13 protein-coding genes are annotated in these 15,890 nt (G+C 69.0%); 3 read left to right on the top strand and 10 right to left on the bottom strand.

Features of this window, described 5'->3' with window-relative positions; genetic code table 11:
- Positions 1-23 precede the first annotated feature (23 nt).
- From AC07EQ_RS21185 to AC07EQ_RS21155, 7 genes are all read right to left on the bottom strand, one after another.
- On the bottom strand, positions 24-2,990 hold the full coding sequence (locus tag AC07EQ_RS21185; protein WP_478389634.1) for a hypothetical protein: 2,967 nt from the start codon (positions 2,988-2,990) through the stop codon (positions 24-26).
- A 124-nt stretch (positions 2,991-3,114) separates the two neighbouring features.
- Positions 3,115-3,912: a hypothetical protein gene (locus tag AC07EQ_RS21180; protein ID WP_478389633.1), complete on the bottom strand. Its 798-nt coding sequence runs from the start codon at positions 3,910-3,912 to the stop codon at positions 3,115-3,117.
- Between the two features lie 103 nt (positions 3,913-4,015).
- The gene (locus AC07EQ_RS21175; RefSeq protein ID WP_478389632.1) at positions 4,016-4,312 is read right to left on the bottom strand and encodes a WXG100 family type VII secretion target; all 297 of its coding nucleotides are present in this window, start codon (positions 4,310-4,312) and stop codon (positions 4,016-4,018) included.
- Between the two features lie 33 nt (positions 4,313-4,345).
- On the bottom strand, positions 4,346-4,669 hold the full coding sequence (locus tag AC07EQ_RS21170) for a WXG100 family type VII secretion target (protein ID WP_478389631.1): 324 nt from the start codon (positions 4,667-4,669) through the stop codon (positions 4,346-4,348).
- A 569-nt stretch (positions 4,670-5,238) separates the two neighbouring features.
- Positions 5,239-6,477 (bottom strand): PLL family lectin, encoded by a 1,239-nt coding sequence (locus tag AC07EQ_RS21165; RefSeq protein ID WP_478389630.1) that lies wholly within the window; start codon positions 6,475-6,477, stop codon positions 5,239-5,241.
- 334 nt (positions 6,478-6,811) lie between these two features.
- A complete protein-coding gene (locus AC07EQ_RS21160) occupies positions 6,812-7,165 on the bottom strand; it encodes a hypothetical protein (protein WP_478389629.1) in 354 nt (117 codons plus the stop codon).
- Between the two features lie 277 nt (positions 7,166-7,442).
- Complete coding sequence (locus tag AC07EQ_RS21155; RefSeq protein WP_478389628.1) at positions 7,443-8,171, bottom strand: MerR family transcriptional regulator; 729 nt, start codon at positions 8,169-8,171, stop codon at positions 7,443-7,445.
- A gap of 248 nt (positions 8,172-8,419) precedes the next feature.
- Between AC07EQ_RS21155 and AC07EQ_RS21150 the strand changes: the two genes are divergently transcribed.
- Positions 8,420-9,319, top strand: coding sequence for a LysR family transcriptional regulator (locus tag AC07EQ_RS21150; protein WP_478389627.1), 900 nt, complete (start codon positions 8,420-8,422; stop codon positions 9,317-9,319).
- 67 nt (positions 9,320-9,386) lie between these two features.
- On the opposite strand, the gene AC07EQ_RS21145 is transcribed toward AC07EQ_RS21150, so the two are convergent.
- From AC07EQ_RS21145 to AC07EQ_RS21135, 3 genes are all read right to left on the bottom strand, one after another.
- Positions 9,387-10,670, bottom strand: coding sequence for an oxygenase MpaB family protein (locus AC07EQ_RS21145; protein WP_478389626.1), 1,284 nt, complete (start codon positions 10,668-10,670; stop codon positions 9,387-9,389).
- A gap of 164 nt (positions 10,671-10,834) precedes the next feature.
- The gene (locus tag AC07EQ_RS21140) at positions 10,835-11,563 is read right to left on the bottom strand and encodes an SDR family NAD(P)-dependent oxidoreductase (RefSeq protein WP_478389625.1); all 729 of its coding nucleotides are present in this window, start codon (positions 11,561-11,563) and stop codon (positions 10,835-10,837) included.
- Between the two features lie 234 nt (positions 11,564-11,797).
- Positions 11,798-12,592, bottom strand: a complete 795-nt coding sequence (locus AC07EQ_RS21135) for an SDR family oxidoreductase (RefSeq protein ID WP_478389624.1) — start codon at positions 12,590-12,592, stop codon at positions 11,798-11,800.
- Positions 12,593-13,243: 651 nt separating this feature from the next.
- Between AC07EQ_RS21135 and AC07EQ_RS21130 the strand changes: the two genes are divergently transcribed.
- Together AC07EQ_RS21130 and AC07EQ_RS21125 are read left to right on the top strand one after the other, a co-directional pair.
- The gene (locus AC07EQ_RS21130) at positions 13,244-14,617 is read left to right on the top strand and encodes an MFS transporter (protein WP_478389623.1); all 1,374 of its coding nucleotides are present in this window, start codon (positions 13,244-13,246) and stop codon (positions 14,615-14,617) included.
- Positions 14,618-14,671: 54 nt separating this feature from the next.
- Positions 14,672-15,691, top strand: coding sequence for a DUF6282 family protein (locus tag AC07EQ_RS21125; RefSeq protein WP_478389622.1), 1,020 nt, complete (start codon positions 14,672-14,674; stop codon positions 15,689-15,691).
- The last annotated feature ends 199 nt before the right edge of the window (positions 15,692-15,890 follow it).

Here is a 15,890-nt window from a genome sequence, read left to right as displayed (position 1 = left end):
GGTCGGCGAGTGCGGAATCTCCCCTATCCGATCACTCCGGAGGGCGGCGTGGCCGGTCCTGCGCCCCAGGCAGAGTTATCCCTCACGAGCAGGTCCGCGCTGGACCGCTCCTTCTTCTCGTCCTCCTCCTCGGCTTCCGCCGCGGCCTCCGCTTCGGCCTGGGCCTGCTTCTCGGCCCGCATGGCGGCCACTTCCTCCGGGCTCAGCGTCGGGCCGCCGCACATCAGCGGCTGCTCGTCCTCGACCGGTTTCCCGTTCCCCTCGGCCCACTTCGCGCTTCGCCAGGTGGCGTAGCCGTCGCCGGCCGACGGCGCGCCGGTCCACGGCTTGCTGTCCCGCAGCGCGTGGTCCGGCGCGGGCCGGTCGCGCTCCGAATCCTCGGGGCGCACGGCCACCGGGAACGGCACCAGCCACGGCAGGCCGTCGCTGGGCACGTCCCACGCGCTGGTGTCCTGCTGCGTCGCGTCGCGCCTGACGACCGGCACGTGGTCCTCCGGAGTTTCCGCCGGGTTCCCGGGACCGGCCGTGTCCTCGTCGGGCCGACCGGCGGCGACCGAGTCGGCCGGATCGGCAGGCGCCTCGGGTTCGGGTCCGACGCTCTTCCAAGGCTTTTCGCCGGCGTCCAGCAGATCCGAGGAATCCGGGCGCTCCGCACCCGAACCCTGGCCACCGGCACCCGGAGGCACGATCGGCGGAACCAACGGCATCCCACCGGGCACCTGCTGCCCGTTCTGCGGCGTGCTCTCGCCCGGCGACCAGTCCTGCGGGCCCGACGCACGCGGAACGCCTTCGAGCGGCATTGCCGCGTCGAGCGGAAGCGCCGGAGTCTCCACATTGGCCGGTGGTAGGCCGAGGCCCGGGCCGCCCGGAACGGCACCATCCGGTGCTTCCGGTTCACCCGCGTTCGGACCGGTGCTCTCCCAAGGCTTCTCACCTGCATCCAGCAGGCCCGAGGCATCCGGGCGCTCCGCGTTGGAACCCTGACCACCACCGGCACCCGGAGGCATCATCGGCGGAACCATCGGCATCCCACCGGGAACCTGCTGCCCGTTCTGCGGCAAGCCCTGACCCGGCGACCAGTCCTGCGGACCCGCCACCGGCGGAACGCCTTCGGGCGGCGCCTCCGGCTCGCCCACGTTCGGACCGGCACTCTCCCAAGGCTTCTCACCTGCGTCCAGGAGCCCCGAGGCATCCGGGCGCTCCGCGTTGGAACCCTGACCACCACCGGCACCCGGAGGCATCATCGGCGGAACCATCGGCATCCCACCAGGACCCTGCTGCCCACCAGGCGGAACGTCCAGTCCCACGCCGCCGGGGTCGGCGCCCTGCGGCGCTTCCGGCAGCCCGAGTCCCGGCGGGTTCTCGCCCCAGGGCTGTTCGCCGGCGTCCAGCAGACCCGAGGCGTCCGGGCGCTCCGCACCCGAACCCTGACCACCACCGGCGCCCGGAGGCATCATCGGCGGCATCATCGGCATGCCGCCGCGATCCTGCTGCCCGCCCGGCGGAACCTGCCCGCCCGGAGGAGGCGACCAGTCCTGCGGGTTCGACACCGGCGGCGGAGTGCCGATGCCGCCCGGCGGCGGCGTCGAGCCCGGCGGTGACCCCACTGGTGGCGGCGTCGAGCCCACTGGAGGCGGCGGACCCACCGGCGGTGACCCCACTGGTGGCGGCTTGGAGCCCGGCGGTGGCCCCACGGGTGGCGGCTTCGAGCCGGGCGGCGGAACCTCGCCAGGTCCCCCGTTCTGGTTGTCCTTCGGCGGGCTCTGGCCGGGCGGCGGGCTCACCGGAGGCGGCGGACCCACCGGCGGCGGCTTCGAGCCGGGAGGTGGTTGCGAACCAGGAGGCGGCGCCGAGCCCGGCGGCGGGCCCACCGGAGGCGGCGGACCCGGCGGCGGCTTCGACCCCGGTGGCGGAATTTCGTTGAACTGTCCGCCCTTCTGGTTGCTCTTCGGCTGGTTCTGGCCGGGCGGCGGGCCCACCGGAGGCGGCGGACCCACCGGCGGCGGCGAACCCGGCGGCGGCTTCGAACCTGGAGGCGGACCCACGGGCGGCGGCTGCGAACCCGGCGGCGGCGGACTCTTCTGCGGCGGGCTCTGCGGCGGCGGTGGGCTCTTCGGCGGCGGCGGAGAACCCGGCGGCGGCTTCTGCGGCGGCGGTGGCGGTGGACTCTTCGGCGGCGGCGGTGGACCCTTCGGCGGCGGCGGCGGACCCTTCGGCGGAGGAGGCGGCGGCGGGCCGCCCTTCTTGTCGATGGGCGGCGGCTTCTCGCCGTTTCCGCCCGGCGGCACCGGCGTCGTGGTCCGGACTTGGTCGACGGTGACGCCGTAGTTGTCCGCGAGCTTCTTGATGGGCTTCTGCATCTCGATGTTCATGGCCTTGACGACTTCTTCGTCCTGGCTGACCCTGACCAAGCCGTTGTCCATCACGTCCGCCACGCCGCGCCATCTCGCCACCTGGGCGTAGTGCTGGTCGATCTGGTTCACCGCGTCGCGGGCCCAGGCCAGCCAACGGCCGTTGTCGTACAGCTTCGACGGGACCGGGTGCACCGTGTCCGGGCCGCCCAGCCGGTCGGCGTTGTCCTTGATGTTGTTGGCCAGGGTCTGGATCTTGGCCAGGAACACGCCGGCCGCCTGGCCCTTCCAGGAGCCGTGCTCCCCGGCGACCGCGTTCGCCTGGGCCTCCAGGTTCTTGGCGACAGCGTGCATGGTCTCCTGGATGTGCAGGAAAGCATTGCCCGCCGCGTACAGGGTGTTGGGATCGACCTCGTGCCAAGCCTGTTCCCACAGGGCGTCGCTCGACAGGGCGGCACCGCCCCACAGCGCGGCCTTGATCTGCTTCCAATCCCAGCCTCTGAAATCCTCGTCCTTTCCGTCTTGGTAGGGCGCCTTGTGGTTGATGAACACCGCGTGCTCGTCGATTTCGTCCTTCCGGAAGACGTCCGCGTCGTAATCGCCGAACTTCAGCCTTTCGTTCTCTTCCGACTCAGCCATCGACCCTCACGCTCCCTAGAACACCAAACCAAGATCAGAATTCAGCGCCCGTACGCCACCGGCAGGCCCCGCCACGGCCCGGCCGGCACGGCAGAACCGCCGTCCACCACCGGCACCGGGCCCGCTACTTCGAGCGCGAGCTCGAGTCGATGAAGCCGAACGAGTCCCGCATCACCTTGTTGAGCTTGTCGGTGGTGAGCTTGTTCAGCTCTTCGGTGCTGTCGTAGTCGACGATCAGCTTCCGGACCTCGTCCCGGACGTTCGCCAGCGCGATGTCCAGCCCGTCCATGTAGTTGCGCACGTTGCTCTTCAGGCCGGGATCCTTCTCACCGGTGCCCATGATCTTGTCCCGCAGCTTGAAGGCGACGTTGAATCCGCCGGGCAGGACGTTCACCTCGTCGGTCTTCTTCTTGGACTTGCCGATCATGACGCGCAGTGCTTCCACATTGTCGGCGAACACCGCGAGGGCCTTGGTGTTGACGCTGATGACACCGTCGCCGCCCTTCTTCTTGTCGCCGCCATCGCCCGGCACCTTGGGAACGTCGCCCACCGGGGTCTTCTCGGTTCCCGGAATGTCGGAGGGGCCGTCCTTGTGGTAGTCCTTCCCGTCCTGCGGGCCGTCGTCCCAGTCCGGCGGGGGGATGTCCTCCGCCTTGGTTTCGTCGTTGAAGATCGGGTCGTTCTCGTGCTTCTCGTTGACGTCGAGGTACTTCTTCCACGCTGCGTCGGTCTCCGAGAACCCGCCCGACGAGTCCGGGCTGAGCGCGACCATGCTCCCGTACGCGTGCAGGTACTTCCGGTCCTGCTCCGTGAGCCAGCCGTGCTCGACGTAGGCGTCGATCTTCGACCAGTCGGCGACCTTGGTGTCCTTCCAGGCGTCGCTCGCCAGGAAGTAGTCGAGACCTTTCAATTCTTCGGCCATTGCGAACCTCCCTTTCTTCAGGACCTGCCGCGGATCTCAGCCGCGAACGGCCGCCGGAGAAGTCCGAACCCTCCCCGGCGGCCGAACCGCGGATCGCGGCAGGTCAGCGGCTGCCGTCCCAGATCTGCTTGGCCCGCTGCTCGGTGGTGCCGTAGTTGTCCGAGATGGAGAGCAGGGTCTGCCGACCCGACTCCAGGTAGACCGGCATCTGGTCGGCCTGCTGGTTCCATTCCAATTTGGCCGCCCGGTAGGCTTCCTGGGCGACACCGGACCAGTCCGCGAGGGTCCGCTCGACCTGGGCTTCCATATCTGCGAGCGCGCTTTTGACGCGGCCGTTGACCGCGTTCATCTCGTCGAGGGTCATGTCCGCGACGTTGAAGTCGAACCTGTAGTCGGACAATCTCTTCTCCTTACGATTCGGGAGGGATGTGCGTCAGACGCCGGGCAGGGCGCTGGCGAAGGACTGGGCGGTGTTTGCCGCGTCGTCCTCGGACGCCACGTAGTCCTTCGTGTTGACGCCCATCACGTCCATCATGTTGATCAGCTTGTTGATGATCGTCTGGAACGAGCGCTCCCAGTTGTCCATGGCGGCGTTGAAGTTGTTGGACGCGGTACCGGTCCAGCTGCCCTGGAGGCTCGCCATCATCGAGTTGACGCGCCCCAATTCCTGGGTGAACTCGGTGGCCCGGTCGCTGAAAATCTGCGCAGCCTGCTGCATTCCCGGCTGCGACGTCTGCACCTGCGGAAAGTTTGCCATTCAGGAACTCCTCCGGTCTCTGTAGGACCCGCGGTCACGCGCCGGACCGGCCGACTCGCGGGCGCGGGCACCTGTCAAGTCTTCCGCCGGGTTCGCCGCGCGCCCAGCCGATCCGATGCTCCCCTTCCCGAAAGGCTGGCAGCCTTGCCCGTTCCGGCACGCCGGGGTTTTCCAGATCACCTCAAGCCCGCGAACGGGCAAAACCCGAGGCCACCGACGGCAATCCGACGGCCGGCCTGCGTTTCCGCGGGGCCGTTTCAGATCCGTGCGCGAGCCCGTGTGGGACGCGGCCGCCCGGGGCACAGGGCGGCGCGAGGTACCGGGCGCCTTGGGATGAGCCCGGAGCCATTCTGGAGCGACCTCTAGCCCGCACCACAGGCACTCGAGGGCCTGACATCGTCCGACCACAATGCTCGCCGGCGGGTTCGCAGACGCCGGCGCGAAGAATTACGAATAGGGCATTCCGGTATCGCGCAACATTTTCGCGGAGCCGGATTCACCGGGACTGCGCGGGTGCAGTTCCGAACGGAACTGCACGCCGAGCAGCGTTGCACCCGCGGCGGGGCGCGTCATTTCGTGGGGAAGACCCCGCCGAGGTCGCTCTCCCAGCCCACCCACGGGCCGCTGGCGGGGATCGCCTGGTAGGTCTGCTCCATGCCGCCCCGCTTGCTGATCCCGTAGACGGCCAACCTGCCCTGCGAATCCTGGGCCGAGGACACCAGCTTGGCGATGCTGCCACCGTGGTCGTGCCACTCGCTCCACAATGCGCGATCCGGCAGCTGGAAGATCTCCTGCACGGTGCCGCTGACGGTCAACACGTGCACGACCACGCAGCCCTTGGGATCCGCGACGGCCAGCGGTCGCCCCGTCAGCTGGCCGCCCCGGCTCTGCCAGCCCCGCCAGGTGTCCGACGCAGCGCTCAGCTCGACGTTGTCGAGCAGCGAGCCGTCCACAGTGAGCGAGAAGACCCGCAGGCTGCCCTGGTCGTCCATGGCCACCGCGGGAGGCCCGGTCGTGGCGCCGCCCAGGCTTCGCGGGGCGTTCCACTCGTCGACGGCGGGCCCGGCCTGCGCGATCGTCCGCAGCTGACGGTCCGGTCCGGCCGCGAAGATGCGCAACTTCCCCTTGGAATCCCGGAAGAGCGCGGGATCGTGGGCCGCCGGCATCGGAAGGCTCCGCCACTCGGTCCAGGTGCTGCCCCCGGGCTTGGTCTGCTGGGCCGTCCACAGCGACCCGTCGGCGGCCCGGGCCACCACGACCAGCTTGCCCACGGCGTCCTGCGCCACGGCGGGCATTCCGACGAGGTTCGTGCCGCCCAGCACGCGCCAGTTCGCCACCGCGCCGGTACTCGGCTTCGCCTGGTAGTTCTCCATCAGGGCACCGTTGGTGCCGATGGCGAAGGCCACCAGCTCGCCATCGGCGTTCGTCGCGATGACCGGGTCCCCCGCGGCGCTTCCGCCCAGGTTGACCCACCCGGTGGTGACCGATCCCGAGGACGGGGCGGACTGGGTGCTGCTCAGCACCTCGTGGTTCTGCCCCCTCGCCACCACCACCAGCCGACCCTCCTTGTCCAGGCGGGCCGATGTCGCGGGCAGCGAGGAGATCTGCGTCGGCTGCGCCGCGTACGTTCCCGTCTCGAAGGGGAGCTGCATGCCTGCGGGGTCGTCCGTGTTGATCCAGGGCGGGCGCTCCCCGCCCAAGGCCTGGCTGAACACCACGACCGGGGCCGCGATCAGCACCAGCCCGCCGAGACCGGCCAGCACCAGCAGTTTCTGGTCCCTGCGCCGATCCACCCTCTTGATGGGCATGGTCGGCTGGTCGTACGGGGAGAACCCCTGATTCGCACCGGATTCGGCAGGTTTCGACGAGCCGCGGTTGCCGGACGGGTGATCCGATCGGCCGCCAGCCGAGAACAAACGCACCTGCCACCCCCATCCCTGTCAAGAGGCCATCGCTGATTCCCACACTATCGGGAATGACCTTGGGGCAGAATGCACCCCCGCGCACCGACTTGGTGTACAGACGTACATGATTTCAGCACCCCGGAGCGCACCCGCTGCCCGGCGCGGCTGGGCCGGAAAACGACTGCGCCGTTGCCGCGGTTCGCGGCAACGGCGCAGTTCGGCCTTCGACCGGCCCCTGTCAGAAGGGGTAGAAGCTCGGCCCGTCGACGGTGGCGATGTTCAGGCCCGCACGACCGTCGTAGGTGACCGACCCGATGACGCCGTCACTGTTGGCGTTGACGATGTCCACCCGCTCGGGGCCGTTGCCGCCGTAGTTGAAGTCCTGGCACGAGCCACTGCGGACGACGAAGGTGGAGAAACCGCCGCGCTCCGGGAACGTCGCGTAGGAGTCGTAGGACCCCTTGGAGCACAGCTTGAAGACGCCCGGGGTGGCGGCCTGCGCGGTGCCGAACGTCCCCATGGTGAGCGCGGCGCCCGCCGCGACGGCGAGGGCGATTCCCCGGCCCGTCCAACGCTTGGTGGCCTGCTGCATCAAGTGTTCCTTTCAGCGGTTTTCGCTTGCAGAACAAGTCAACCAAGCACGGGACCGATTGGCTGCAAATCGCTGCGCGCCGATGACATCCGGGTAGAGGCGCTGCCCGATCACGCCGGGTAGGTGAACCTCTCGCGGACGTGGATCGTGTACCAGGTTGGGACCACCAGGTTTCTGCCGACGAACCCGGCGCGGAGTCCAATGTGACCAGCCGGCCGTCCCGGCACGCGTCCACGACTTTCCACATCGGACAACCGCCGCCCGGGCAAGGCCGCCTTCACGAGGAAGTGCGGTCCCCTTCGAGAATCGCGTTGACGCGCTTCAGGACGTCGATCTGGGCCGGGTTGTACAACTCGACCAACCCCTGGGCGACGACCGACATGGTGAACGCCTCGCCTCTGGGGGCCGTTGCCCCCGCATCTTCCAGCGACGGGTGGTCCTGGTACTGCCGGCGGACCTCGGGGGCGAAGCGTTCGGCCAGCTGCTGCCGGGCTTCCTCGCTCGCGTCCGCGGGCAGGGCATCGAACTCCGAATCAACCGGGGCGCGGGGAGCGGTGTGCAGCTCCTGCAGAGCTGCCATCGTCGCGGGCCCGAAGACCCGGGAGAAGATCAGCAGGAGGGCTCGATCGGCGGCCGGCAGGTCGGCGGCGATCGCGTCGAAACCCGGCGGCAGGTCGGCCATGGCCCGATCCCGGAGGACCACGGCCAGTTCTTCCCGCATCCGCTGCTGGCGTTCGATGCTCGCCGCCAGCTCGGCGTCGAGGGAGCGGAGCGCCTGGTCGGTGTTCTCGTCCGACTCGTCCATCGCGGCGATGTCGGAGAGCGGCACGCCCAGGTCGACGAGCCGGCGGATCCGCAGCAGCCGGATCAGGTGCCTGATCTGGTACTGCTTGTACCCGTTCGCCGCTCTTTCCGGCTCATCCAGCAATCCGACCTTGTGGTAGTAGCGGACGGTTTTCAGCGTTGTGCCGGCGAGTTCGGCCAACTGACGCGTGCTCCACGCCACCGGACCGCCCTCCTCTCGTGCTCTCGGCAGGAACCACTGCCATCGCTGGCCGAGCCGCTGGGTTGTCCGAGGTCGCCAGCATTGGAAACCATGCCCCAAGGGCATGGTCAAGCACCAACCCGCGCGCCGCTTCTCGACTCTTCATGCCCCGGACGCGGAGTAAACGCGCCGCCTCCCGTGTTGTCGCACTTGTTACGACGACTTCAACGGGGTGGACCGCGGTCCACCGCAGGGAGGGACGGGAGCCGATGAGCCTTCGTCAGTACGAGTACGCCCTGGCCGTTGCCGAGGAGGGCTCGGTGACGGCGGCGGCGGAACTGCTGCACGTCGCTCAACCATCGGTGTCCCAGCAGATCCGCAGCCTGGAGCGGGAACTCGGCGTGCAACTGTTCGCCCGCACGCCGACCGGACTGGTGCCCACCGTGGTCGGCCGCGCGTTCCTGCGGGAGGCGGAGGTCGCGGTGAGCGCGTCGCGGCGGGCGAGGGCGACGGCGCGGGCCGGTGCCGATGAGCTGGTGGGCGAGCTGCTGGTCGCGGCGCAGATGGGCCTGGGCACGCGGCAACTGCCGAGCGCGCTGGGCGCGCTGCGCCGCCGCTTCCCGCGGCTGGAGGTCACCGTCTTCGAGGAGCCGAACCCCGCCGAGCTGGAGCGGCTGGGGCGTCGGGGCGTGCTGGATCTCGTCCTGGCGGCTGCACCGTGCGAGGAGGGCGCCGCCGACGCCCACCACCTCGGCGACGAGGAGTTCGTCGTGGTGCTGGGCGCCGGGCACCGGCTGCTCGCCGCGGACCGGGTCGAGCTGCGCGAGCTGGAGGGCGAGCCGTGGGTGAGGTTCGACCGCGACAGCGCGCTCGACGGCGTGCTGCGGGACGTGCTGCGGGACAACGAGCTGACCCCGACCACGGTCGCCCGCGTGTCCCAGACGGCGACCGCCGTGCGCTGGGCCGCCCACGGGCTGGGGGTGACACTCGTCCCGGCCTCCGCGGTGCCCCCGGGGCACGAGCACTTCGCGCGCCCGGTGTTCCCGGTCGTGTCCCAGCCGGTCCTCGCCGCGGTCCGGCGTGGTGCGGGCCCGGCGGAGATGGCCCTGCTCGAACTCCTGCGTCAAGAGACCTGGCACAAATCCGCTTTCTTCGCACCGGTGTCCTGACGGCCGGGAAGGAAGCGGGCCAGCAGCCGTTGTGCGGTTCGGGCCGTGATTTCCCGAGAGATCGCGGTCACCCGCGCGGCGGTGGGAACTGGGAGTGGTGGCTCTCCTGGGGCACGCCCGCCGCCTCGGCCTGGCGCGCTTCCGCGCCCTGCGCCATCTGCCTGTCGACCGCCAGGAGCGGCACGATCTCCACATCACCCGCGTGCTCAAGCTTCTCCGCGCTGCGCGGCGTCGGCGCGGTGATCTCTTCGTTGTAGCCGGCGAGCTGGCTGGGCAGTGCGAGCGGCTTGCTCTTGCCCCTGGTCAGGATGCGCAGTTCCAGCGCGTACTGGGCCTTGCCGAGCCTGTCGAGCCACCACTTGCCCAGCCGGGAACGGTCTTCGATCCGCTCCAGTCCCCCGAGCACGGCCACGTAGACGCGGACGACGACCTGCCACAGCGGCGAGTGCGGAACCTTGAGCATGTTGGCCACGTCCTTGCCGATCAGCCTGCGCAGCAGCGCGGGGACGACACCGTCGAAACCCTTGCCCGGCAGCACCCCGGAGTAGAGGTCGATCAGGTGCCCGGTGAGTTCCGCGCCTTCTTCCGATGGTCCCGCACTGCGCGCCAGCGCGGTGGCGAACAACTGGCGCGCCTCGCTCGCGGTCGACGGCATCGCGGCGGCCGGGATGCCGAGGAAGGTGCCCGCGACACGCCAGGTGTGCATGTAGTCCTCGGCCTCCTGCGCGGTAACCCTGATCCGGAGCCGCTCCAGGAAGTCCAGCACCTGCACGGACAGTGCCAGCCACACGATCAGCAGGTGCTCCTGGGAAGCGGGAACACCGTGCCGGTCCTCGTCCCAGCTCCCGGTGGCGCGGAGGTGGTGCCGGACGGTCGCGTGGATGAGCCGGACCTTCACGGCGCTGACCACGAACCGGCTGTTCGGGCCGAACGGGTCCGGCTGCATCAGGTCGAAGACGAACTGGGCGGTGTTCGCCATCCGGCGCTCGGGGTAGCGCAGGCGATGGGTGAGGCTCATCATCTTCGCGCCGAGCGGGACCGCGTAGGCCATCGCCATCGAGCCGAGCGCCAGGACGGTGCCGATGTGGATGCCGTCATCCTCGAAGAACTCGTGCACCCGGGTCAGCCGCTCCTGGTCGGCCCACTCCGGAGCCACCCTGGCCGCCTGGAGGAAGTCGTGCAGGCCGCGCGGCAGCCCGACCGGGATGTCCTGGTCGTAGGAGTGCCACTGGCTCAGGACGCGGTTGACCTCCTCCAGTTGCCCCTTCTCGACCAGTTCCGAGACCACCTGCTCCGCTTTGGGATCACCGATCCGCGCCAGCTCGTCCAGCGTCTTCCCACTGATTTCCATGACAGTCCTCCGCCCTGCCGTCAACGCGACCTGCCCTCCCGACGGCACCCGTGGGCGGGCTTTCCAGTCAGGAGGATCCGAGAACACGAGGAAGCTCGCAGGCCCGCTCACCGGGCCACGCGTCCAAACCACCCTGCGGGATGTCGCGAGAAACGGTCACTCAGCTAGACGACGGTGCCGCCGGCGTCGACGTGGATCGTGGTGCCGGTGATGTAGCTGGCACGAGGAGAAGCGAGGAAGTAGATCGCCTCGGCGATCTCGTGCGCCTCGGCCGTGCGCTTGATCCCCAAACCCCTGGCCACGTCCTCGATGCCCTCGCCCCATTCGGCCAGCACGCCTTCGGTGCGGGTCGGACCGGGAGCGACGCTGTTGACCCGTACGCCGCCATCGGCGAACTCCGCCGCCCAAGTGCGGGTCAGCGAGGCCAGCGCGGCTTTGGACGCACCGTAGACCGAGGCGCCGGGGAAGCCCTTGAACGCCGCAAGTGTGGTGACGTTGACGATGCTGCCCTCGCCCTTCTCGAGCATGTGCGGCACGAGCGCGGCGACCAGGAAGTAGGCACCGCGCACGTTGGTGTCGAAGACCTGTTCGTAGCCCGCCACGCTCTGTTCGACGGTGAGCGAGGTGGGGAAGGCGCCCGCGTTGTTGACGAGGATGTCGACCGGACCGCTCCGGCGGCCCAGTTCGGCGACCGAGTCCAAGTCGGCCAAGTCAGCCGGGATGAATCGGACCACGCCGTCCTCCTGCGCGGCGTGCACAGCGTTCTTGCCGCGCTGGACGTCGCGGCCGGTGATGACGACTTCCGCACCCGCGCGGGCCAGCAATCGAGTGGCTTCCAGACCGATGCCAGAAGTGCCACCGGTGACCAGTGCGGTCTTGCCCTGCAATTCCATGCCGTGTGACCTTTCGTGATGCCTCGCTGGCGTTGGGAACAAGCGCCCACGCTCGACCGCTATTGCGATCGAGGGCCGTCTCCGCCGACCGGCCCGGCGGAGACGGCCCTGCTCGAACTCCTGCGTCAAGAGACTGGCGCGAGTCCGCTTCCTTCGCACCGGTGTCCTGACGTCTGAGAAGGGGCGCCGCTCAATTCTTTTTGCCGAATTCCGCGTTCCGGAATGCCGTCGGCGTCAGCCCCTGTGGAATTCGCCGCCGTCCACGACGAGACTGCTCCCGGTCAGCCAGCTCGCCCGGTCGGACACGAGGAACAGCACCGCGTCGGCGATGTCGCCGGGCTGACCATCGCGCCCCAGCGGCACGATGCTGGTGGTCTCGCTCGGCGCCGCGGTGTTGTTCTGGTCCGGCGCCGCGTCAATCTGCGCCCACTGCTCCCGCGTCGCTTCGCCGCCGGGCGTGGCGGTCCGGCCAGGAGACACGGTGTTGACCCGGATTCCGAACGGGGCCAGCTCCGAGGCAAGTCCCCGGCTGTAGTTCTCCAGCGCCGCCTTCGCAGCCGTGTAGTGCAGGAACGGCGCTACCGGAGTGGGGACCGCGGCCGAGGAGACGTGCACGATCATCCCCGAACGCCGTTCCCGCATCCCCGGTGTCAGCAGCGAGTCCAGCCGCACCGACGCCAGGAGGTTCAGGTCCAGCGCGTCCTGCCACTCCTCGTCGGGGATGGCCGAGCTGCCCTTGTGCGGTCGCGCCCCACCCGCGTTGTGGACCACGATGTCCACCCCGCCGAGCGTCTCCTGCGCGGCTTCGGCGAGCGCCTCCGCTCCGGCCCGCGTCCGCACGTCGGCCTGCACGAAGGTGGCCCCGTCCGGCACCGTGCTCGTCGCCGACCTGGCGGTCGCGAGCACCTCGGCGCCCGCGTCCAGGAGTTGGCGCACGACGGCCGCTCCGATTCCTCGAGAACCACCCGTGACCAGGGCTCGCTTTCCCGCGAGTTCCCGCGTTCCCGATCCGTTCCCAATCGTGGTCATGCCACCGGTCCTCTCGATTGCGTGTTCATCCGCTCGACGAAAGAAGGATCGACGTGCTCAGCGCGCGAATCGTCGGAGAAATTGCGGCGGCCACCTCGTCGAGCTGTTTCACGCTACGTCCGGAAAAGAACGAGAGGCAAAGACGAAAAGTCAGCAGCCGCCATAGAGAATGGCTATGGCGCCCCGACTCCCTCCGCCCGCGACCGGCGCAGGAAGCGGATCGAGGCGACTGCCCGCAGGTCCCGCGATGTGCTCTGCCGGCACCGCCATTCCCGGAACCTGGTGGTGCTGGCCGCCCAAACCAGGCACAACGCGACTACCAGGACGGCGTTTCCCGCTGTTCCTGGTTTTTCGCCGGGCATCGTCTCCTGTGGACATGACCGGGCCGCGGGGCCGCAGGCCCGACGTTCGCGGAAGCCCGCCGATCGGCACATGAGCGCAGGTCAGCGGGCTTCTCCGCGTCCGCGGCAGCGGCGCGTGCGGCCGGGGCAGATCGACTTCGACAGTTTGGGATCCCGAGTGTTGACGCGCGGCGGGCGCCGGACGTACAGTGCTCGGGATCCCAAAAGGAGATGACTTTCCTCCTCATGTGAAATGCGCGCATGGACGAATGCAGGCTCTTCCTTCGCATCGCGGGACATTGGAGCAACGATGGTCCATCAAGATTCGGCGCCGTTGACGACGACGTCGACGGTCGAGGAGCGCGACCGAACGTTCAGACGCGTAGTCCTCCGGATCGTTCCGTTCGCAACCCTCGTGTACGTCATCGCCTGGATCGACCGGGCGAACGTCGGGTTCGCGAAGCTGACGATGCTCAACGACCTGTCGTGGAGCGATGCCGTCTACGGCGCCGGCGCGGGAATCTTCTTCCTGGGCTACTTCTTCTTCGAGGTGCCCAGCAACCTGCTCCTGCAGAAGATCGGTGCCCCCAAGACGATCATGCGGATCGCCCTGGGCTGGGGCGCGGCAACCGTGCTCATGGCGTTCATCACCGAGCCATGGCACTTCTACGTCCTGCGCTTCCTGCAAGGCGCGTTCGAGGCCGGTCTGCACCCAGGGCTCATCCTCTACGTGACCTACTGGCTCCCGGCGCACCGACGGGCAAAGGTCGTCGCCATCTTCATGTCCGCTTCGCCGATCGCACTGCTGGTCGGCAGCCCGCTGGCCGGCTACATCATGACCTACACCGATGGGCTGCTCGGGACCGCGGACTGGCAGTGGCTGTTCATCATCGAGGGCATCCCCTCGATCGTCCTCGGCCTGCTCGCCGTGCTCCTCATGACCGACAAGCCGAGCAATGCCAAGTGGCTGAGCCAGGAGCAGCGCGACCACGTGGCCTACGAGCTGGCCGAGGAATCCGCCGGGCTGAGCGGCCGCGAGCACAAGTTCCTCGCCGCTCTGCGCACGCGAACCGTGTGGATCCTCATCTTGACGTTGTTCTGCATCATCACCGGCAACGCCACGTTGTCCTTCTACGGCCCCAGCCTCGTGGAAGCCACCTTCGACGTCGACTTCGCGACCCTCGGGTGGATCATGTCGGGCATCTTCACCTTCGGGTGGCTCGGGATGATCGTCAACGGCTGGCTGTCCGACCGCAGGGCCGAAGCGCGCTGGCACACGGCTTGCGCCGCGGCTTTGGGCGCCTTGGGCCTCATCCTCGCCGCGATCGCGCTGGCGGCCGGAAGCGGAGTGGGCGTGATCGCCTCCCTGGCGCTCTCGGCCGCCGGGACCATGGGCTCGATCCCGGTCTTCTGGAGCCTGCCGGCGCAGTTCATGTCGGGGACCGCGCTGGCCGCGGGCGTGGCGCTCATCAACTCCGTCGCGAACCTGGCGGGATACCTCTCCCCCCAGTTCCTCGGCACCATCAAGACGGCCACCGGCACCTATTCGTCCGGCTTGTACGTCATCGCCGGAGTGGAGCTCATCGCGGTGGTGCTGATCCTCGTCTTCATCAGCAAGGACGCGGCGGCCGGCAACGGCAAGACCGAGCAGGCCAAGCCCCGAGCCGAGCAGGCCGCCGAATAACCCTCCACAGTGGATTCGGTCTTGTCCCTCACATCAACCGATCGAAAGGAAATCATGACCATCGCCGGAGAGACCTTCCAGAACAGGTCGATGGAACTTCCGGACGAACTGATTCACGGCACCAGCGACGTGCACGTGCACAGCGGGCCATGGCTGAAATCCTGCCCGGGCCGCCTGGACCCGTTCCAGATCGCCGAGCAGGCCAAGGCCGCCGGGATGAAGTCGCTCGTGTTCTACGACCACACGCTCGGCGTCAGCAACGGTACGTCGATGCTCGTCAGCCGTCAGGTACCCGGCATCGAGATCTTCGGCGGAATCATCCTGACCACCGCCCTCGGCGGTCTCAACCCGCGCGCGGTGAAGACCGCGCTGCACTACGGCGCCGGCGCCAAGTTCGTCCACTTCGGAGCCCACTGCACCCACTTCATGGCCAGCCATGAAGGCAGCTTCGTCGACGGCAAGCCCGTTCCGTTCAAGGATCAGTACCCGAAGTTCGCCGAGCAGGAGCTGGCGAAGTCCATCCGGATCCCGCTGGAGGGCCCGGCCCCGGACGACCTCGCGGAAATCCTGCAGCTCATCGCCGAGCGCCCGGACGTTCACCTGAACACCGGTCACGTGTCGGTGCCGGAAGCGTTCCGCCTGGTGGATCTCGCGATCGAGGCCGGGATCGAGAAGATCGTCGTGGCGCACCCCTGCCGCGGGCGCATGACGACCGAACAGCAGAAGGAACTGGCGAACAAGGGCGTGCTGCTCGAAGGCGCGGTCTCCGACTGGATGTTCCACCGGGGCCTGCCGCGGACGAACTACTACGTGGAGCGCGAATGGGCCGACGAGATCGCCGGCATCGCCAACTCCCCGGAGTTCAGCGGAATCGTGCCCTGGGCGAAGCAGATCCGGGAAATCGGCATCGAGCACTTCATCATCGGAACCGACTACGGCATCCGCTCCGGGCCGACGCCGGCCGAGGGCATGCGCACGCTGATCAGCTCGCTGCTCGACCTCGAGTTCACCCCCGAGGAGATCCACACGCTGGTCAAGGGGAACCCGGAGAAGCTGCTCGATCTCGAGCCGTGATCCCCGCGGGAGCGGCGAGACCCCGCCAGTGCGGTCGCGCTGATCGCCGCTCCCACCCGCCCGCCGTCGCAGACGGCGACCACATGTCTGCGACCTGGACGGCTGCACCAGGTCGGTCGTGGGGGGGGGGGGGGGGGGGGAAGAAAGGGGGGGGGGGGGGGGGGGGGGGGGGGGTGGGGGGCGGGGGGGGGGGGGGGTG

It is taken from the genome of Saccharopolyspora sp. NPDC045839 (assembly GCF_056431645.1).
The sequence above is the reverse complement of the archived record's forward strand: the minus strand, read 5'-3'. Positions and strand labels throughout refer to the sequence as shown.

Bases quoted from the DNA above. Each gene is read 5' to 3' on its own strand.
- AC07EQ_RS21140 (WP_478389625.1), bottom strand. From the start codon at position 11,563: ATGGAATTGCAGGGCAAGACCGCACTGGTCACCGGTGGCACTTCTGGC.
- AC07EQ_RS21165 (WP_478389630.1), bottom strand. From the start codon at position 6,477: ATGCCCATCAAGAGGGTGGATCGGCGCAGGGACCAGAAACTGCTGGTG.
- AC07EQ_RS21170 (WP_478389631.1), bottom strand. From the start codon at position 4,669: ATGGCAAACTTTCCGCAGGTGCAGACGTCGCAGCCGGGAATGCAGCAG.
- AC07EQ_RS21185 (WP_478389634.1), bottom strand. From the start codon at position 2,990: ATGGCTGAGTCGGAAGAGAACGAAAGGCTGAAGTTCGGCGATTACGAC.
- AC07EQ_RS21150 (WP_478389627.1), top strand. From the start codon at position 8,420: ATGAGCCTTCGTCAGTACGAGTACGCCCTGGCCGTTGCCGAGGAGGGC.
- AC07EQ_RS21180 (WP_478389633.1), bottom strand. From the start codon at position 3,912: ATGGCCGAAGAATTGAAAGGTCTCGACTACTTCCTGGCGAGCGACGCC.
- AC07EQ_RS21130 (WP_478389623.1), top strand. From the start codon at position 13,244: ATGGTCCATCAAGATTCGGCGCCGTTGACGACGACGTCGACGGTCGAG.
- AC07EQ_RS21145 (WP_478389626.1), bottom strand. From the start codon at position 10,670: ATGGAAATCAGTGGGAAGACGCTGGACGAGCTGGCGCGGATCGGTGAT.
- AC07EQ_RS21135 (WP_478389624.1), bottom strand. From the start codon at position 12,592: ATGACCACGATTGGGAACGGATCGGGAACGCGGGAACTCGCGGGAAAG.
- AC07EQ_RS21125 (WP_478389622.1), top strand. From the start codon at position 14,672: ATGACCATCGCCGGAGAGACCTTCCAGAACAGGTCGATGGAACTTCCG.
- AC07EQ_RS21160 (WP_478389629.1), bottom strand. From the start codon at position 7,165: ATGCAGCAGGCCACCAAGCGTTGGACGGGCCGGGGAATCGCCCTCGCC.